Annotated in this window: 10 protein-coding genes; 4 read left to right on the forward strand and 6 right to left on the reverse strand. The window is 69.5% G+C overall.

Annotated elements, in window-relative coordinates:
• Positions 1–2 precede the first annotated feature (2 nt).
• Entirely contained in the window at positions 3–3,143 is a 3,141-nt protein-coding gene (locus tag CSQ92_RS10310) for an efflux RND transporter permease subunit (RefSeq protein WP_070280373.1), read from the forward strand.
• A complete protein-coding gene (locus tag CSQ92_RS10315) occupies positions 3,140–4,579 on the forward strand; it encodes an efflux transporter outer membrane subunit (protein WP_099394056.1) in 1,440 nt (479 codons plus the stop codon). The genes CSQ92_RS10310 and CSQ92_RS10315 overlap by 4 nt, the downstream gene beginning before the upstream one ends.
• 19 nt (positions 4,580–4,598) lie before the next feature.
• Here CSQ92_RS10315 and CSQ92_RS10320 read toward each other — a convergent pair whose 3' ends face one another.
• Complete coding sequence (locus tag CSQ92_RS10320; RefSeq protein WP_034783938.1) at positions 4,599–5,504, reverse strand: LysR family transcriptional regulator; 906 nt, start codon at positions 5,502–5,504, stop codon at positions 4,599–4,601.
• A 213-nt stretch (positions 5,505–5,717) separates the two neighbouring features.
• Between CSQ92_RS10320 and CSQ92_RS29035 the strand changes: the two genes are divergently transcribed.
• A complete protein-coding gene (locus CSQ92_RS29035; RefSeq protein ID WP_167468680.1) occupies positions 5,718–5,882 on the forward strand; it encodes a hypothetical protein in 165 nt (54 codons plus the stop codon).
• A 13-nt stretch (positions 5,883–5,895) separates the two neighbouring features.
• Here the strand turns inward: CSQ92_RS29035 and CSQ92_RS10325 are convergent, their stop codons facing one another.
• From CSQ92_RS10325 to gshA, 5 genes are all read right to left on the reverse strand, one after another.
• Positions 5,896–6,705 carry an HvfC/BufC N-terminal domain-containing protein gene (locus CSQ92_RS10325; protein WP_099394057.1) on the reverse strand — a complete coding sequence of 270 codons (810 nt, stop codon included), beginning with the start codon at positions 6,703–6,705 and terminating at the stop codon, positions 5,896–5,898.
• On the reverse strand, positions 6,695–7,555 hold the full coding sequence (bufB, locus tag CSQ92_RS10330; RefSeq protein ID WP_099394058.1) for an MNIO family bufferin maturase: 861 nt from the start codon (positions 7,553–7,555) through the stop codon (positions 6,695–6,697). The genes CSQ92_RS10325 and bufB overlap by 11 nt, the downstream gene beginning before the upstream one ends.
• Positions 7,555–9,072, reverse strand: coding sequence for a BufA1 family periplasmic bufferin-type metallophore (gene bufA1, locus CSQ92_RS10335; protein ID WP_099388182.1), 1,518 nt, complete (start codon positions 9,070–9,072; stop codon positions 7,555–7,557). Before bufA1 ends, bufB begins: the two co-directional genes overlap by 1 nt.
• Positions 9,073–9,157: 85 nt before the next feature.
• Entirely contained in the window at positions 9,158–9,553 is a 396-nt protein-coding gene (gene gloA, locus CSQ92_RS10340) for a lactoylglutathione lyase (RefSeq protein ID WP_034783936.1), read from the reverse strand.
• A gap of 33 nt (positions 9,554–9,586) precedes the next feature.
• On the reverse strand, positions 9,587–11,218 hold the full coding sequence (gene gshA / locus CSQ92_RS10345; protein ID WP_099394059.1) for a glutamate--cysteine ligase: 1,632 nt from the start codon (positions 11,216–11,218) through the stop codon (positions 9,587–9,589).
• Positions 11,219–11,646: 428 nt separating this feature from the next.
• Between gshA and CSQ92_RS10350 the strand changes: the two genes are divergently transcribed.
• Entirely contained in the window at positions 11,647–15,171 is a 3,525-nt protein-coding gene (locus CSQ92_RS10350) for an indolepyruvate ferredoxin oxidoreductase family protein (protein ID WP_099394662.1), read from the forward strand.
• Positions 15,172–15,184: the final 13 nt, after the last annotated feature.

Genomic DNA, 15,184 nt, shown 5'->3' on the forward strand with positions numbered 1-15,184 from the left:
CCATGCGTTTTTCCCAATTTTTCATCCGCCGTCCCGTGTTTGCCATCGTGCTGTCTATCCTGATCACGCTGGTGGGCGCGGTGTCGGCCATGCGCCTGCCGATCTCGGAGTTTCCCGAGATCGTGCCGCCCACGGTCACGGTGAAGGCCAACTACCCGGGCGCCTCGGCGCAGGAAATCGCCGATACCGTCGCCGCGCCGATCGAACAGGAAATCAATGGCGTCGACGGCATGCTCTACATGTCCTCGCAATCGGTGGGCGACGGCAAGCTGACCATCAGCGTGGTGTTCAAGCCGGGCACCAACGTCGAGCAGGCCCAGTCGCTGGTGCAGAACCGCGTGGCGGTAGCCGAAGCACGCCTGCCCGAAGCCGTGCGCCGGCTGGGGCTGGCCGTCAAGAAGGCCTCGCCCGACCTGCTGATGGTGGTGCTGTTCGATTCGCCGAAAGGCACGCGCGACCAGCAGTACATCTCCAACTTCATCGGCACCGCCATCAAGGACAAGCTGGCCCGCGTTGAAGGCGTCGGCGACATCTACACGCGCGGCGCGCGCGACTTCTCGATGCGCATCTGGCTCGACCCGGCGCGCGTGGCCTCGCTGGGCCTGACGGCGCCGGAAGTGATCGCCGCCGTGCGGCAAGCCAACTCGCAGGTCGCCGCGGGGGTATTGAACCAGCCACCGGGCGGCAGCGACGGTGCCTACCAGGTGCAGGTGCAGGCGCAAAGCCGCTTGCGCGACGTGGCCGAATTCGAAGCGATCGTCGTGGCCGCCCATGCCGATGGCGGCGTGGTGCGCCTGCGCGACGTGGCGCGCGTCGAGATGGGCGCGCAGGATTACACGGAAAGCGGCTTTGTCGACAACCGCACGGCCATCGCGCTGGGCATCAGCCTGCTGCCCGGCTCGAACGCGCTGGCCACGGGCGACCGCGTGCTGGCCCAGCTGGCGAAGATGGAAGCCGATTTCCCGCAGGACGTCGCCTACCACGCCTACTACAACCCGACCGAATTCATCCGCTCCTCGATCGACAAGGTGCGCGACACCATCTTCGAGGCGGCACTGCTGGTGTGCCTGGCCATGCTGCTGTTCCTCGGCTCGTGGCGCGCCGCCATCATTCCCATCCTGGCCATTCCCGTGTCCCTGGTCGGCACCTTCACGGTGCTTGCCGCGATGGGCTATACCCTGAATACCCTGTCGCTGTTCGGCCTGGTGCTGGCGATCGGCATCGTCGTCGATGACGCCATCGTGGTGGTGGAAAACGTCGAGCGCCACATGGAGGAAGGCATGAGCCCCGTCGCCGCGGCGCAGCGCAGCATGAACGAGGTGGGCTTCGCCCTGGTCGCCATCGCGCTGGTGCTGGTGGCGGTGTTCGTGCCGACGGCCTTCATCGATGGCATCTCCGGCATGTTCTACCGCCAGTTCGCCGTCACCATCGCCGCCTCCACCGTGATCTCGGCGCTGGTCTCGCTGACGCTGTCGCCGGCCCTGGCCGCGCTGCTGCTCAAGCCGCAGCACGATGCCAACAGCCTGGGCGCGCGCTGGATGACCATCTTCAACCGCGGTTTTTCCCGCCTGACAGGCGGCTATGTGCAACTGACCGGGCGCATACTCTCGCGGCGCTGGCTGATGCTGCCCGTGTACCTGGTGCTGGCGGGCCTGACCCTGTGGCGCCTGGACGTGACGCCGCGCGGCTTCGTGCCGCAGCTGGACCGCGGCTATGCCATCGTCTCGATCCAGCTGCCGGCCGGCTCGACCCTGGCGCGCACCAGCGAAGTGGTGCAGGACGCCACGGCCCGCCTGATGAGCCACCCCGGCGTGGCCCACACGGCCGCCTTCGTCGGCACCGACGGCGCCACGTTTACCTCGGCGCCCAACACGGCCGTCATCTTCACCATGTTCAAGGACTTCGGCGCGCGCGCCAGCGATGGCCTGGATGGCCCGGCCATGCTGGGCGCCATGCGCGCCAGGCTGGCGCCCATCAGCGCGGCGCGCGTGATGGTGATACCCCCGCCTTCCGTGCCCGGCATCGGCACCGGCGGCGGCTTCAAGCTGATGCTGCGCGACACGGGCGGCCTGGGACCGCAAGCGTTGCAGGCGGCCGCGCGCGGCATCGCCGAGGAAGCGGGGAAACTGCCCTCGGTGATGGGCGCCTTCACGCCGTTCAACGCCATGAGCCCGCAGATCAAGGTTGAACTGGACCGCACCAAGGCCGAGTACCTGGGCGTGCCGCTGCTGCGCGTCAACGAGACCCTGCAAAGCTACATGGCGCCCGTGTTCGTCAACGACATGAATCTGATGGGCCGGGTCTGGCGGGTCACCGCGCAGGCGGACGCGCCCTACCGGCGCAGCGTGGCCGACCTGGCCGCACTGAAGACACGCGCCGCCAACGGCGACATGGTGCCGCTGGGCAGCGTGGCCACCTTCAGCGAAGGCACGGCGCCGTTCCGCGTGCCGCGCTACAACCTGTATCCCGCCGCCGAAATCCAGGGCAGCACCAAGCCTGGCTACTCGACGGGGCAAACCATCGCCGCGATGGAAGAGCTGCTCAAGGCGCGCCTGCCGGCCGGCTTCGACTACGAGTGGACGGAACTGGCGCTGCAGGAAAAACACGCGGGCGGCAGCACCGGCATGGTGCTGGGCCTGGCCGTGCTGCTGGTGTACCTGCTGCTGGCAGCCCTGTTTGAAAGCTGGCTGCTGCCCCTGTCCGTTGTGCTGATCGTGCCCAGCTGCGTGCTGGCCACGCTGATCGGGGTATCGTGGCGCGGCCTGGACAACAACGTGCTGACGCAGATCAGCATCGTGGTGCTGATCGGCCTGGCTGCCAAGAATGCCATCCTGATCGTCGAATTCGCGCGCCAGGCGATGGCGGCCGGCGCCGATGCGCGCGAAGCGGCCATCGCCGCCGCCCGCACGCGTCTGCGGCCCATCCTGATGACCTCACTGGCTTTTTTGCTGGGCGCGATACCGCTGATGCTGTCTTCCGGGGCGGGCGCGGAAATGCGCCAGTCGATGGGCACGGCCGTCTTCGCCGGCATGCTGGGCGTGACCTTGTCGGGCCTGTTGTTTACGCCCTTGTTTTTCACTTTGCTGAGCAGACGCCGCCCGGCGCCTGCCGCGCGCACGGTCGCGCTGGGAGAAGCCGCATGAGCCGCATGATTCACTTGAACACGCGCCACGCCGCGCCGCTGCTGGCGGCCACCATGCTGGCCCTGGCCGGCTGCAGCGTCGGCACGCCCACGGCCACGCGGGCGCTCGACACGGCGCAGCTGCCGGTCCTGCCCTCGGCCGCCGGCGCACCGGAGCTGCAGGCCGGCGCGCCGCCCGCGCTGTGGTGGCAAGAACTGGGCGATGCCAGGCTGGAGCAGCTGGTCCAGCGCGCCTGGCAAGACAATTACGACGTGCGCATCGCCACCGCGCGCCTGGCCAGCGCCAGCGAGTTCGCGCAAGCGGCGCGCGGCGCCCGCCTGCCGGCGGTAGATCTTGATGCCCAGGCCGGACGCGCGCGCCTGGCGGCGATCGAGAGCAGCGACGGCCAGCCGCACATCGCCTCGCCGGTGCAGTGGAACGCCATCTTCAGCTGGGAGCTCGACCTGTTCGGCCGCGTGCGCCACAGCATCGCCGCGGCCGAGGCTTCGGCGGACGAACGCGCCGCCGTGCGCGACGACGTGCGGCGCCTGATCCTGGCGCAGGTGGTCGATGCCTACCTGGTGCTGCGCGGCGCGCAGCAGATGCGCGCCAGCCTGCAGGAGCAATTATCGAACCAGTCCGGCACCTTGCGGCTGGTGCGCGAGCGCGAGAACGCGGGCCGCGCCGCGCCGGCCGAACGCATGCGCGCCGAGGCGCAGATGCGCCTGGCCAGTGCCCGCCTGCCCAGCCTGAACTTTGATGAGCGCGTGGCGCGCAACCGGCTGGCCACCCTCACGGGACAGCGCCTCGATGCGCCGGAACTGGCGGCGCTCGACCAGCCGATGCCGCTGGCGCTGCCGCAATCCTTGCTGACGGACGAACCGGCCCATTTGCTGCTGCGCCGGCCCGACGTGCGCGCGGCCGAGCGCGCGCTGGCGGCGGCCAGCGCCCGCGAAGGCGCCGCCATCGCCGAGCGCTTCCCGCGCATCAGCCTGGGCGCGCTGTTCGGCGCCTCCGGCGTGGCCGGCGACTGGAATGGCAGCGATGCGGCGCGCTGGCATGCGGGCGCCGCCTTTTCCCTGCCGCTGTTCGATGGCGGCACGCGCCGCGCCCGCGCGCGCGCAGCCGGCGCCGAAGTGCTGGCCGCGCAGGCCGGCTTCGACAAGGCGCTGGCGCTGGCACTGGAGGAAACCGACAGCGCCATCGCGCAATGGGTACAGCTGCGCAGCCGCCACGCGGAACTGCGCGAGGCGCACCAGCTGGCGCAGGAGAGCGCGCGCCTGGCAAGGGTGCGCTACCAGGAAGGCGCGGAAAGCCTGCTCGGCGTGCTCGAAGCGGAACGTATTGCGCTGGCCACGCAGGAGCAGCTGGTGACAGCCCACCGCGACGTGGCCATCGCCACGGCCCGTGGCTACACGGCCATGGCGGGCGGCTTCGACGGGCCCGTGACGCGCTAGGATGACGCTGCCGGCGGCGTCAGGCGGCGCCTGACTGGCCGGCGCAGGCGTCGACCACGCAGCCGCGCAGCCAGCGGTGGGCGGGGTCGGCGTCCATGCGTGGATGCCACATCAGGGAGACGGTCAGATCCGGCATGCGCAGCGGCAGCGCAAAGCTGAACATGCCGGCGCGCAGATTGCCCGTATGCCGTTCCGGCACGGTGGCGATCAGGTCGGAACCGGCGGCCAGCGCCAGCGCCGCCGTGAAGCCGCCGACGATGCTGGCGATCGTGCGCTGCAGTCCCAGCGCCGCCAGCGCGTCGTCCATCGGCCCCGTATCCTGGTCGCGCCGCGCCACCAGCACATGCTGGCCGGCCGCATAGCGCTCGGCGCTGATCTCGCCCTGGGCCAGCGCATGGCCGCTGCGCACCACGCCCACGAAACGGTCGCCGAACAGCCTGCGCGTGCGCACTTCCGGGCTGGTGAAATTGCCGATCACGCCCGTCTCCAGGTCGATGCTGCCCTCGCGCAGCTGCACGCTTTCACGGTCGACCTTTTGCACGAAACGCAGGCGCACGCCGGGCGCTTGCGCGCCGATATGCGCAAGCAGCGCAGGACCGAAATTTTCCACGAAACCGTCGCTCGAACGCAGCGTGAAGGTCTGCTCCAGCTGGCGCGGATCGAGCCGCTGCGCCGGTCCCAGCACGGCCAGCGCCTCGCCCACCAGCTGGCCCACCCGTTCGCGCAGCTCCAGCGCGCGCGGCGTGGGCACCAGTTCACGCCCGGCGCGCACCAGCAGCGGATCGCCGGTCGTCTCGCGCAGGCGCGCCAGGGCGCGGCTCATGGCCGATGGACTCAGGCGCAAGCGCCGCGCGGCGCGCGTGACGCTGCCTTCGGCAAGCAGGACATCGAGGGTGATTAACAGGTTCAGATCGGGTATCGACATAGTTTCTTACCTTAGCATGATTTGCTGGCGCCATGGCGCCAGACGCATGGATACATTGCGCGCCACACGCCTTCCGGCGCGCCCGGCGCGGCGCTACGATGGCTGCATCGCCACTTTGATCGACAACGACATGCCAGCCATTCTTGCTCCTTCATCCGCCCCAGCCTTCCGCACCAGTTACCACGCACTGGCATCGATGCCAGGGAGCACCCGGTGAGCCGCCTGCTGTCCTGGGCCGCGCGCTTCCTTGCGCCGGCCAGCGAAGCGCCGATCCAGGAGCAGGAGCAAGACGGCAGCGAAGGCAAGGCTGCGGCCGCGCCGGCCGATGCCTATCCTCTGGACGCCACCGGCTGGGGTACCTGCGGCTGGCCATTGTAGGCACGCCTCTACCTCAGCACGCGCGCCCGCCATCACTCGCCTGCACCAGCAAGCCATCGGCCAGCCAGCGCAGCAGCAAGGGCGCCGGCGCGAACGGCGTGCAGCCGTTGCCCTTCAGGTGCGCCTGCTGCGCCGCCGCCAGCGCAGCGCCCAGGGTGGACCCGCCAGCCAGCACGTCCAGCGCCGCCGCTTCCACCGCGTCGATCTCGCGCACCTGCGCCGACCAGCCGTGGCGGTACACGAGTGCCAGCGTCTCGCCCCATGCATCAGGCGGCATGGCATGCCGCGCCGCGGCGTCGTGCGCCAGCCAGATCGCCGCCGCGCGCCAGGGCGAACGGTACGGCACGGCCGCCGGATGCAGCGCCAGCTGCCAGGCATCGACCTGGCCCGCCCCGGCCGCCTGCACGTCGCGCAAGGTCAGCGCAGCGGCATCGGGCGCCCCATGGGCTTCATGCAGCAGCCACTCCAGGCGCGCCACGTCGGCAAAATAGCCATGCGCGGCGGCCGGCGGCCAGGCGGCAAGAAACACCGGCAGGCTGACGCCGAAACGGGCCAGGTCGGCGCTGCGCGACGGATGCGCATCGCCGTAGGCATGCGCCATGGCCAGGAACCAGGAGGCGCCGCCCAGCGCGCGCAGCACCGGATATACGAGCTCCAGCGAGCGCGCGTGATGCTGGCGCAGCGCCTGGCCATAGCGCGCCAGGGCGCTGGTGCTGCGCGCATCGGTGTCCAGCCACGGCGCCAGCGCGCAGGCATCCGGCGTGTGCGCGCTGATCTGCGCGCCGAACGCGGCCTGCAGGCGCGCCAGCTCCTCAAGCGTCATCGCACGCCGCCAGGCCCGCCGGCGCGAGCACCTCGCCGGCAAGCTCCCGCGCGCGGGCCACTTCGTCGAGCAAGGTGGCGAAGGGCGGCAAGTTGGTATCCCATTCGACCAGGGTGGGCAGCGGACCGTAGCGGCGCAAGGCGGCCCGGTACAGTTCCCACACGGCAGCGGCCACGGGCGCGCCGTGGTGGTCGACCAGCAGGCCGCCATCTTCGCAGTGGCCGGCCAGATGCAATTCGCCGATCAGGCCCGGCGCCAGCGCCGCCATCGCGGCCAGGGCATCCTCGCCGTGGTTGCATTGATTGACATACAGATTATTGATGTCCAGCAGCACGCCGCAACCGGTACGGCGCGCCACGCAGGCGAGGAACTCCGTCTCGCCCCAGCTGTCGCCGGGAAAACGCAGATAGGTCGAGACGTTCTCCAGCAGGATGCGACGGCCTAGTACCTCCTGCACCAGGTCGACGCGCCGGCAAACCAGTTCCAGGCTGGCACCGTTCAGCGGCAGCGGCAGCAAGTCGTTGAGTATCGCCTCGCCAGTGGCGCCCCAGCACAGGTGCTCGGACACCAGCATCGGCTCGATGCGCGCGGCCAGGCGCGCGATGCGCTCCACGTGCGCGCGCGAAAAGCCGTGCACGGAGCCGAGGCCCATGCCGACGCCATGCAGCGAAACGGGATAATCGGTGCGCAGCGTCTCGAGCACGTGCAGGTCCCAGCCGCCTTCGGCCAGGTAGTTCTCGCTGTGGACCTCGAGCCAGTCCACGGGCTGGCGCCGCGCCAGCATGTCGCGGTAATGCGCGCCGCGCAGGCCGATGCCCACCAGGGGCGCGGCCTGCGCCACCTCGCGCATCAGGGCAAGCCGCGCGTGCCCGCCGGCGCCGCGCCGCCCTTGGCCGCCGTGCCGGGCGCCGCGTCCATCTCGCGCACCACGCGCAGGCCGATCCAGCCGCGCCGCCCTTCCGCGCCCAGGCCCAGGCGGGTGGCCGCGCGCACGAAGTTCGGCGTGTCGGTCCAGGAGGCGCCGCGCGCCACGCGCTTCTTGCAAGCCGCTTCATCCCACACGCGGCCATCTTTCGGCGCGCCTTCGTAGTCGCTGTGCCAGCAATCGGCCGTCCACTGCCACACGTTGCCCAGCACGTCGTACAGCCCTGCCGGATTGGGCGCGTAGCTGCCCACGGGCGCCGTGGTGGGCCAGTTGCCCGAACCGGATACCACGCCGCCGCAATGCTTCTGCTGCGGACAGTCGTCGGGGCCGTACTTGGCGTCGCCGCGCGTGATGTCCTCGCCCCACCAGCGCGCCGTGACGGTGCCTGCGCGCGCCGCATATTCCCACTCGGCCTCGGTGGGCAGGCGGTAGCGCGCCCCGCTCTTTTTCGACAGCCAGCGCAGATAGCTTTGCGCATCGTTCCAGCTGACGTTGACGGCCGGGCGCGTGCCGCGTCCCCAGCCTTCGTCTGACGGCCGGTAGCCGTCACAGCCGCCATCCTGGATGCAGGCGTCAAACTGCTCGAACGTCAGGCTGAAGCGGCCGATGGCAAACGGCTGCAGGATCTCGACCGGGTGCTGGCCTTCATTGCCGAAGCGCCCGCTCTCGCCAGGCGGCGATCCCATGAGGAAGCGCCCGGCCGGCAGCGGCACCATCTCCGGACACGCGCCGTCGCAATCGCGGAACGACTTGCCGGCGGCCACGGGGGTGGTCAGGCTGGGGTCGATGGCGTCCGGCTTTTGCCTGGACAAATAGGCGGACAGGTTGGCGATATCGCCATCCGTCAGGGGCGCGACAGCCGTGTTCATCAGGGGGCTGACGCGCGCATGCGAACGGAAGGCGCGCAGCTGGCTATCCAGGTAGGCCAGGTTCTGCCCGGCCAGCTTCGGATAATCGGCGACGGCGGCATTGCCCTTGGGGCCATGGCAGGCGGCGCACGCCGGCAGCGCGCGCGCCGCGTCACCCTCGTGGTACAGCGCATCGCCCGCCGCCACATCGGCCGGTGGGCCAGTCCTGGCGGGCGCCGCGCCCGGGCAGGCCAGCGGTGCCGCTTCCACCTTGCCGCCCAGCGCCGTGCACGTGCCGGCCGGAACGGTCATCCATTCGCCAGGATCGCGGTCGACGGTCGCCATGCCCGAACACAAATGGAAGCAGGTGGTATTGGCGCATTCATTCTGGCCGGCCTTGGCCACGCCATAGCAGATTTCGCTCTTGGCGGCGGCCTTTTTTTCCGGCGCCTGCGCCGGCGCGGGGAGCGCCACGGCCAGGGCGCAGGCCGCGGCCACGGCCGCCTGTACCAGCGCCTGCCGGTTCTGCGGCTGCGGCACTGGCGCTGGCGCTGGCGGCGTGGCGGCCTTGCTTGTCGTTGATACTTGCACCATGCGGTGGCTTCCTTTTCAAAAATGCCGGCAGGCGCCGCCAGCGGCGCGCCTGCCATGCCGTGTCAGTCGTTGTTAAGTCGATGTATCAGTCATAGTGCGCGCTCGCTTCGATCAGCTCGATGCGGTAGCCGTCGGGGTCCTGCACGAAGGCGATGACATTGCTGCCGTGTTTCATCGGCCCCGCCTCGCGCGTGACCGTGCCGCCATGCGCGCGCACCCTGGCGCAGACGCTGGCCGCATCGTCGACCGCCAGGGCCAGGTAGCCGTAGGCGTCGCCGTGGGTGTACGCTTGCCGGTCCCAGTTATGCGTCAGTTCAATGGCGGCGTGCGCCGGCGCTTCGCCATAGGCGACAATGGCGCGCGTAAAGCGCGCATCCGGATAGTCGTGGCGCCGCTGCAGGGTCATGCCCAGGGCGTCGCGGTAAAAATGCAGCGCGGCGTCGAGGTCGGCGACGCGCAGCATGCAATGAAGTATGCGCATGGTGTGATGGCTCAATCAAATTGGGACAAGGGGTCAGGCTACGCGCTGCTGTGGCAAGACAGCTTCCATGGCCGGTTCGTCCGGCACCGGCAGGTAGCGGGCGCCGGCCTGGTAGCGCTGGACGAACTGGCCGAAGTCGCCGCTGTCGGCGCGTTCCACGCGCTCCTGCTCGGCCAGCGAGGCATCGGCCTGCGCCGTGAAGCGCGCCAGCGCCGCAGGCGCCAGGGGACGGCCGCGAAAATGCGCCGCGTGCGCCGCGCTCTGGCGCAGGGCGAACGCGTCGAAACTGCCTTGCTCGGCACGGATCGCCGCCAGCACGCGCGCCGAAGGCGTCAGCGCCACGTCCGCCAGCTTGGCGCGCTGCGCCGCCAGCGCCGTGGCGCAATCATCGCCGCCGCGCGCCTGGTCCAGCAGCGCGGCCATGGGGGCAATGCGATCGAGCAGCTCGCCAGCCCACGCCTGCAGGCTGAGCTGTTCGCCGTGGCGCTCCAGCAGCAGTCCCGGACGGCGCCCTTCCTTGACGGTGCGGGCGAAATTCTCGGTGTTCTCGCGGCTTTCCGCATGGCCGGTGAGCGGGCTGTCCTGCAGCGCGCAAAACAGCAGAAAGGCGTCGAGGAAGTGACAGGCTGGCGCGCCGATGCCCAGCGGCTCGAACGGGTCGACATCGAGGCAGCGCACCTCCACGTACTGCACGCCGCGCTGGGCCAGCGCATGCAAGGGGCGCTCGCCGCTGTGCGCCACGCGCTTGGGGCGGATCGCCGAGTAGTACTCGTTCTCGATCTGCAGGCGGTTGGTATTGATCTGCACCCACTGCCCCTCGCGCCGCGTGCCCAGCTCGACATACGGCAGGTACGGATGGTTCATCGCCGCCGCCAGGCTGGTGATATAGCTGTCGAGCGTGTTGTAGTCGGGGGTCAGGCCGGCCTGGGCATCGTTCTGGTAGCCCATGTCGCTCATGCGCAGGCTGGTGGCGTACGGCAGGTACAGGGTATCGGCCGACAGCTGCTCCAGCGGGAAGTCGCCGCGTCCCGGGAAATGCGCCGACAGGGCTGGCGCGGCGCCGAACAGATACATCAGCAGCCAGCCATAGCGGCGGAAGTTACGGATCAGCCCGACATAGCTTTCCGACTGAAACTGCATCGCCGTGCGGCCATCGCCCTCGTCCGCGCGCAGGCGCTCCCACAATGCGGGCGGCAGCGAGTAGTTGTAGTGGATGCCGGCGATGCACTGCATGCTTTTGCCATAGCGCAGCGCCAGGCCGCGCCGGTAGACATGCTTGAGCATACCGATGTGCGAATTGCCGTACCAGGCGATCGGAATGTCGGGGTCGGCGGGCAGGCGGCACGGCATCGAGTGGCTCCACAGCATTTCGTCGCCCAGTCCGCTGAAGACGAAACGGTGCAAGGCGTCGTAGCCGTCCAGCATGGCGGCCGTATCCTGCTCGGGCGGCGTGATCAGCTCGATCAACGCCTCCGCATAGTCGGTCGTGATGGTGGGATGGGTCAGGGCCGCGCCCAGCGCCAGCGGATGCGCCGTGGCGGCTAGGCGACCGCGGCCATCCACGCGCAGCGCTTCGCGCTCGATGCCGCGCAATCCCTGGGCCAGCAGCGCATGTCCGTCCGCGCCTGCCAGCAGCGCCATGCGGCGCGTCAATAATGAACTCATAGCTGTGCTGCCTTTACAAAAAAACATCGTTCGGCTTTCCATCTCGACGCCGACGATAAGCCCCAAGCCCCGCACCACACAACTCGCAAATCCTGAGTGCGGGGATCAGAAACACTGATGCCAGGGGCCAGGCACCCGGATTTCCAAGGCCTGCGCCCGGCACCGGCGTTCGCATCAGTGTTATTGAGTGCTGCACTCAGCATTTGCGAATTGCGCCGTCCCGCGCGGCCCCTTATCTTGATAAACGAATATCAATAGACGGAAAAGTTTGGTTGCGCCGGCATCGCAGCGCCGGCGCGCCCCTCTTCCGTATCCGGCGCGCCGACACGGCAGCGTGCTCAAGACACATGCATGCGTGCATGCGGCATGCAAGCCAACAAGGAAGCCGACAAGGCGATGGGAGAACACAGGTGGAAGTGATGGACAAGATGGTCGCGGACGACCCGGGCGTTGTACGCCTGAGCACTTATGCGCTGGAGGACAACTTGCTGGCACGCGGCGGCAGCGTCTTCCTGACCGGCACCCAGGCACTGGTGCGCCTGCCGCTGATGCAGCGCTGGCTCGACCGCGAGCGGGGCCTGAACACGGCCGGCTTCATCAGCGGCTACCGGGGCTCGCCGCTGGGCGGCTACGACCAGGCGCTGTGGCGCGCGCGCGGCGTGCTGGAAGCGCAGCAGATCCGTTTCCTGCCCGCCATTAACGAAGAGCTGGCAGCCACCGCTGTGCTGGGCAGCCAGCAGGTCGAGACCGATCCCCAGCGCACGGCCGATGGCGTGTTCGCCCTCTGGTACGGCAAGGGGCCGGGCGTCGACCGGGCCGGCGATGCGCTCAAGCATGGCAATGTGTACGGTTCCTCCCCGCACGGCGGCGTGCTGGTGGTGGCCGGCGACGACCACGGCTGCGTCTCGTCATCGATGCCGCACCAGAGCGATTTCGCCATGCAGGCGTGGAGCATGCCCATCGTCAATCCGGCCAGCATCGCCGAATACCTGGAATTTGGCCTGTACGGCTGGGCGCTGTCGCGCTTTTCCGGCATGTGGGTGGGCTTCAAGGCCATTTCCGAAACGGTGGAAAGCGGCGCCACGGTCGACCTGGACGGCCTGTGCACGCGCTTCGAGCAGCCGGCCGACTACACGGTGCCGGCCAGCGGCCTGCATTACCGCTGGCCCGACCTGCCCGGCCTGCCCATCGAGACGCGCCACGCGCACAAGCTGGCCGCCGTGCACGCGTTCGCGCGCGCCAACAGCATCGACCGCCTGCTGTGTCCCAGCCCGCAAGCCGATATCGGCATCGTCACCTGCGGCAAGGCGCATCTCGACGTGCTCGAAGTGCTGCGGCGCCTGGGCCTCAGTCTCGATGTGCTGGAACGCGCCGGCGTGCGCCTGTACAAGGTGGGCCTGAGTTTTCCGCTGGAAGCCGAACGCCTGGCGCAGTTCAAGGCGGGCTTGCGGGAAATCCTCGTCATCGAGGAAAAGGGGCCGCTGGTGGAGCAGCAGATCCGCACCCTGTTCTACAACCTGCCGGACAGCGCCCGCCCGCTGGTGCTGGGCAAGCTCGATGCCGGCGGCGCGCCGCTGCTGCCGGCGCAGGGCGAACTGCGCCCGTCGCGCATCGCCGGCGTGCTGGCGGCCTGGCTGGCGCGGCACAAGCCGGCGCTCGACCGCCGCGCCCTGCTGCCCGGCTTCGCGCCCGCCGCGCTGCTGGCCAATGCGGCCGACGGCGTGCGGCGCCAGCCTTATTTTTGTTCCGGCTGCCCGCACAACAGCTCGACCAAGGTGCCGCAGGGTTCGCGCGCGCAAGCCGGCATCGGCTGCCATTTCATGGCCTCGTGGATGGAGCGCGATACCACCGGGCTGATACAGATGGGCGGCGAAGGCGTCGACTGGGTGGCGCACTCGATGTTCAGCACCACCCCGCACGTGTTCCAGAACCTGGGCGACGGCACGTATTTCCACTCGGGCTTCCTGGCCATCCGCCAGGCCATCGCCGGGCGCGCCAATATCACCTACAAGATTTTATACAACGACGCCGTGGCCATGACGGGCGGCCAGCCCATCGACGGCAGCCTGACGGTCGACGCCATCGCCTGGCAAGTGCATGCCGAGGGCGCCAAGGCGATTGCCGTGGTCAGCGACGCGCCGGAAAAATACGCGGGCTTGCACGGCCGCTTCCCGCCGCCCGCCACCTTCCACGGACGCGAAGAGCTCGACCAGGTGCAGCGCCGCCTGCGCGAGGTGAAGGGCGTCACCGTGCTGATTTACGACCAGACTTGCGCGGCCGAGCTGCGCCGGCGCCGCAAGAAAAAGGAATTGCCCGATCCGCCACGCCGCATGGTCATCAACAGCGCCGTGTGCGAGGGATGCGGCGATTGCGGTGTCCAGTCGAACTGCCTGTCCATCGTGCCCCTGGAAACGGGCTACGGCCGCAAGCGCGCCATCGACCAGTCGTCCTGCAACAAGGATTATTCCTGCGCCAACGGCTTTTGCCCCAGCTTCGTCTCCGTGCGCGGCGGCGCCTTGCGCAAGGCAGCCGACGCCGCCATCGATCCGCAAGCCCTGCGCCGCGCCGCGGTCGCCCTGCCCCTGCCCGCGCCGCATGCCTGGCACGGCCCGTTCAACCTGCTGGTGACAGGGGTGGGCGGCACGGGCGTGGTGACGGTGGGCGCGCTCGTTTCCATGGCCGCGCACCTGGAGGGCAAGCAAGCCTCGGTGCTCGACTTCATGGGCTTTGCGCAAAAGGGCGGCGCCGTGCTGTCCTTCGTGCGCCTGGCCCTGGCCGGCCAGGATCTGCACCAGGCGCGCATCGACATCGGCCAGACCGATGCCATGCTGGCCTGCGACATGGTGGTCGGCGCCAGCGCCGACGCGCTGCAGACCCTGCGCCACGGCCACACGCGCGTGGTCGCCAACACGCACCAGTTCCCCACCGCCGCCATGGTGCGCGATCCGGATGCGCCGCAGCATGCGGGTGCCCTGATGGACAAGCTGCGCCACGCCGTCGGCGTGGAACACATCGCCGAATGCAACGGCCAAATGCTGGCGCGCCAGCTGATGGGCGACACCATCATGGCCAATATACTGCTGATGGGCTTTGCGTGGCAGCGCGGCCTGATCCCCGTCGGCCTGGCGGCGCTGGAACGGGCCATCGAATTGAATGGCGTGGCCGTCGCCGCCAACAAGGCGGCCTTTGCCGCCGGCCGCCTGGCCGCCTGCGGCGCGCCCCTGCTGCAAGGCGTGGCCGCGGGTCCGCTGGCGGAAGACGCCAGCCTGGGCGCGCTGGTGGAACAACGCAGCGCCATGCTGGCGCGCTACCAGAACGCGGCGCTGGCGGAACGCTTCCAGGCGTTTGTCGCGCGCGTGCGCGAGCGCGAAAGCGCCGTCTTCGGCGCCGATGCGCCGCCCGTGCTGACCCTGGCCGTGGCGCGCGGCTACAGCAAGCTGCTGGCCTACAAGGATGAATACGAGGTGGCGCGGCTGTTCTCGGACGGCCAGTTCCAGCGCGAGCTGCAGCAGCAGTTCGAGGGCGACGTGACGCTCACCTTCCACATGGCACCGCCGCTGCTGGGCAAGCGCAAGCGCGCCTTCGGCCCCTGGATGGGCAGGCTGCTGGCGCTGCTGGCCAGGGCCAGGGGGCTGCGCGGCACGCGGTTCGACGTGTTTGGCTACAGCGCCGAACGGCGCCGCGAGCGCCAGCTGATCACCGACTACACGGCACGCCTCGACGCCCTGCTGCCGCGCCTGAGCGCCGGGAACCTCGATTCCATCGTGGCGCTGGCCGAACTGCCGCAGGCCATCCGCGGCTACGGCCACGTGAAGCTGGCCAGCATCGATGCCGCCGAACTGCGCGCGCAGGCGCTGCTGGCCAGGCTGGAACAGCCGGCCGCTCCCGCCGTCCCCGCCGCGCCACACGCCCAGCAGCCTTTCCGCACCATCGCCATCCGGCGCTACCAGTAAACATGTTTTCCAT

Source organism: Janthinobacterium sp. BJB446, from assembly GCF_002735655.1.
GTDB classification, from domain to species: Bacteria; Pseudomonadota; Gammaproteobacteria; order Burkholderiales; family Burkholderiaceae_D; genus Janthinobacterium; species Janthinobacterium lividum.

What these genes read in the sequence shown, in the direction of transcription:
- gloA (WP_034783936.1), bottom strand. Translation starts at nt 9,553, where the DNA reads ATGCGCATACTTCATTGCATGCTGCGCGTCGCCGACCTCGACGCCGCG.
- CSQ92_RS10310 (WP_070280373.1), top strand. Translation starts at nt 3, where the DNA reads ATGCGTTTTTCCCAATTTTTCATCCGCCGTCCCGTGTTTGCCATCGTG.
- bufA1 (WP_099388182.1), bottom strand. Translation starts at nt 9,072, where the DNA reads ATGGTGCAAGTATCAACGACAAGCAAGGCCGCCACGCCGCCAGCGCCA.
- bufB (WP_099394058.1), bottom strand. Translation starts at nt 7,555, where the DNA reads ATGCGCGAGGTGGCGCAGGCCGCGCCCCTGGTGGGCATCGGCCTGCGC.
- gshA (WP_099394059.1), bottom strand. Translation starts at nt 11,218, where the DNA reads ATGAGTTCATTATTGACGCGCCGCATGGCGCTGCTGGCAGGCGCGGAC.
- CSQ92_RS10320 (WP_034783938.1), bottom strand. Translation starts at nt 5,504, where the DNA reads ATGTCGATACCCGATCTGAACCTGTTAATCACCCTCGATGTCCTGCTT.
- CSQ92_RS10315 (WP_099394056.1), top strand. Translation starts at nt 3,140, where the DNA reads ATGAGCCGCATGATTCACTTGAACACGCGCCACGCCGCGCCGCTGCTG.
- CSQ92_RS10350 (WP_099394662.1), top strand. Translation starts at nt 11,647, where the DNA reads ATGGTCGCGGACGACCCGGGCGTTGTACGCCTGAGCACTTATGCGCTG.
- CSQ92_RS10325 (WP_099394057.1), bottom strand. Translation starts at nt 6,705, where the DNA reads ATGACGCTTGAGGAGCTGGCGCGCCTGCAGGCCGCGTTCGGCGCGCAG.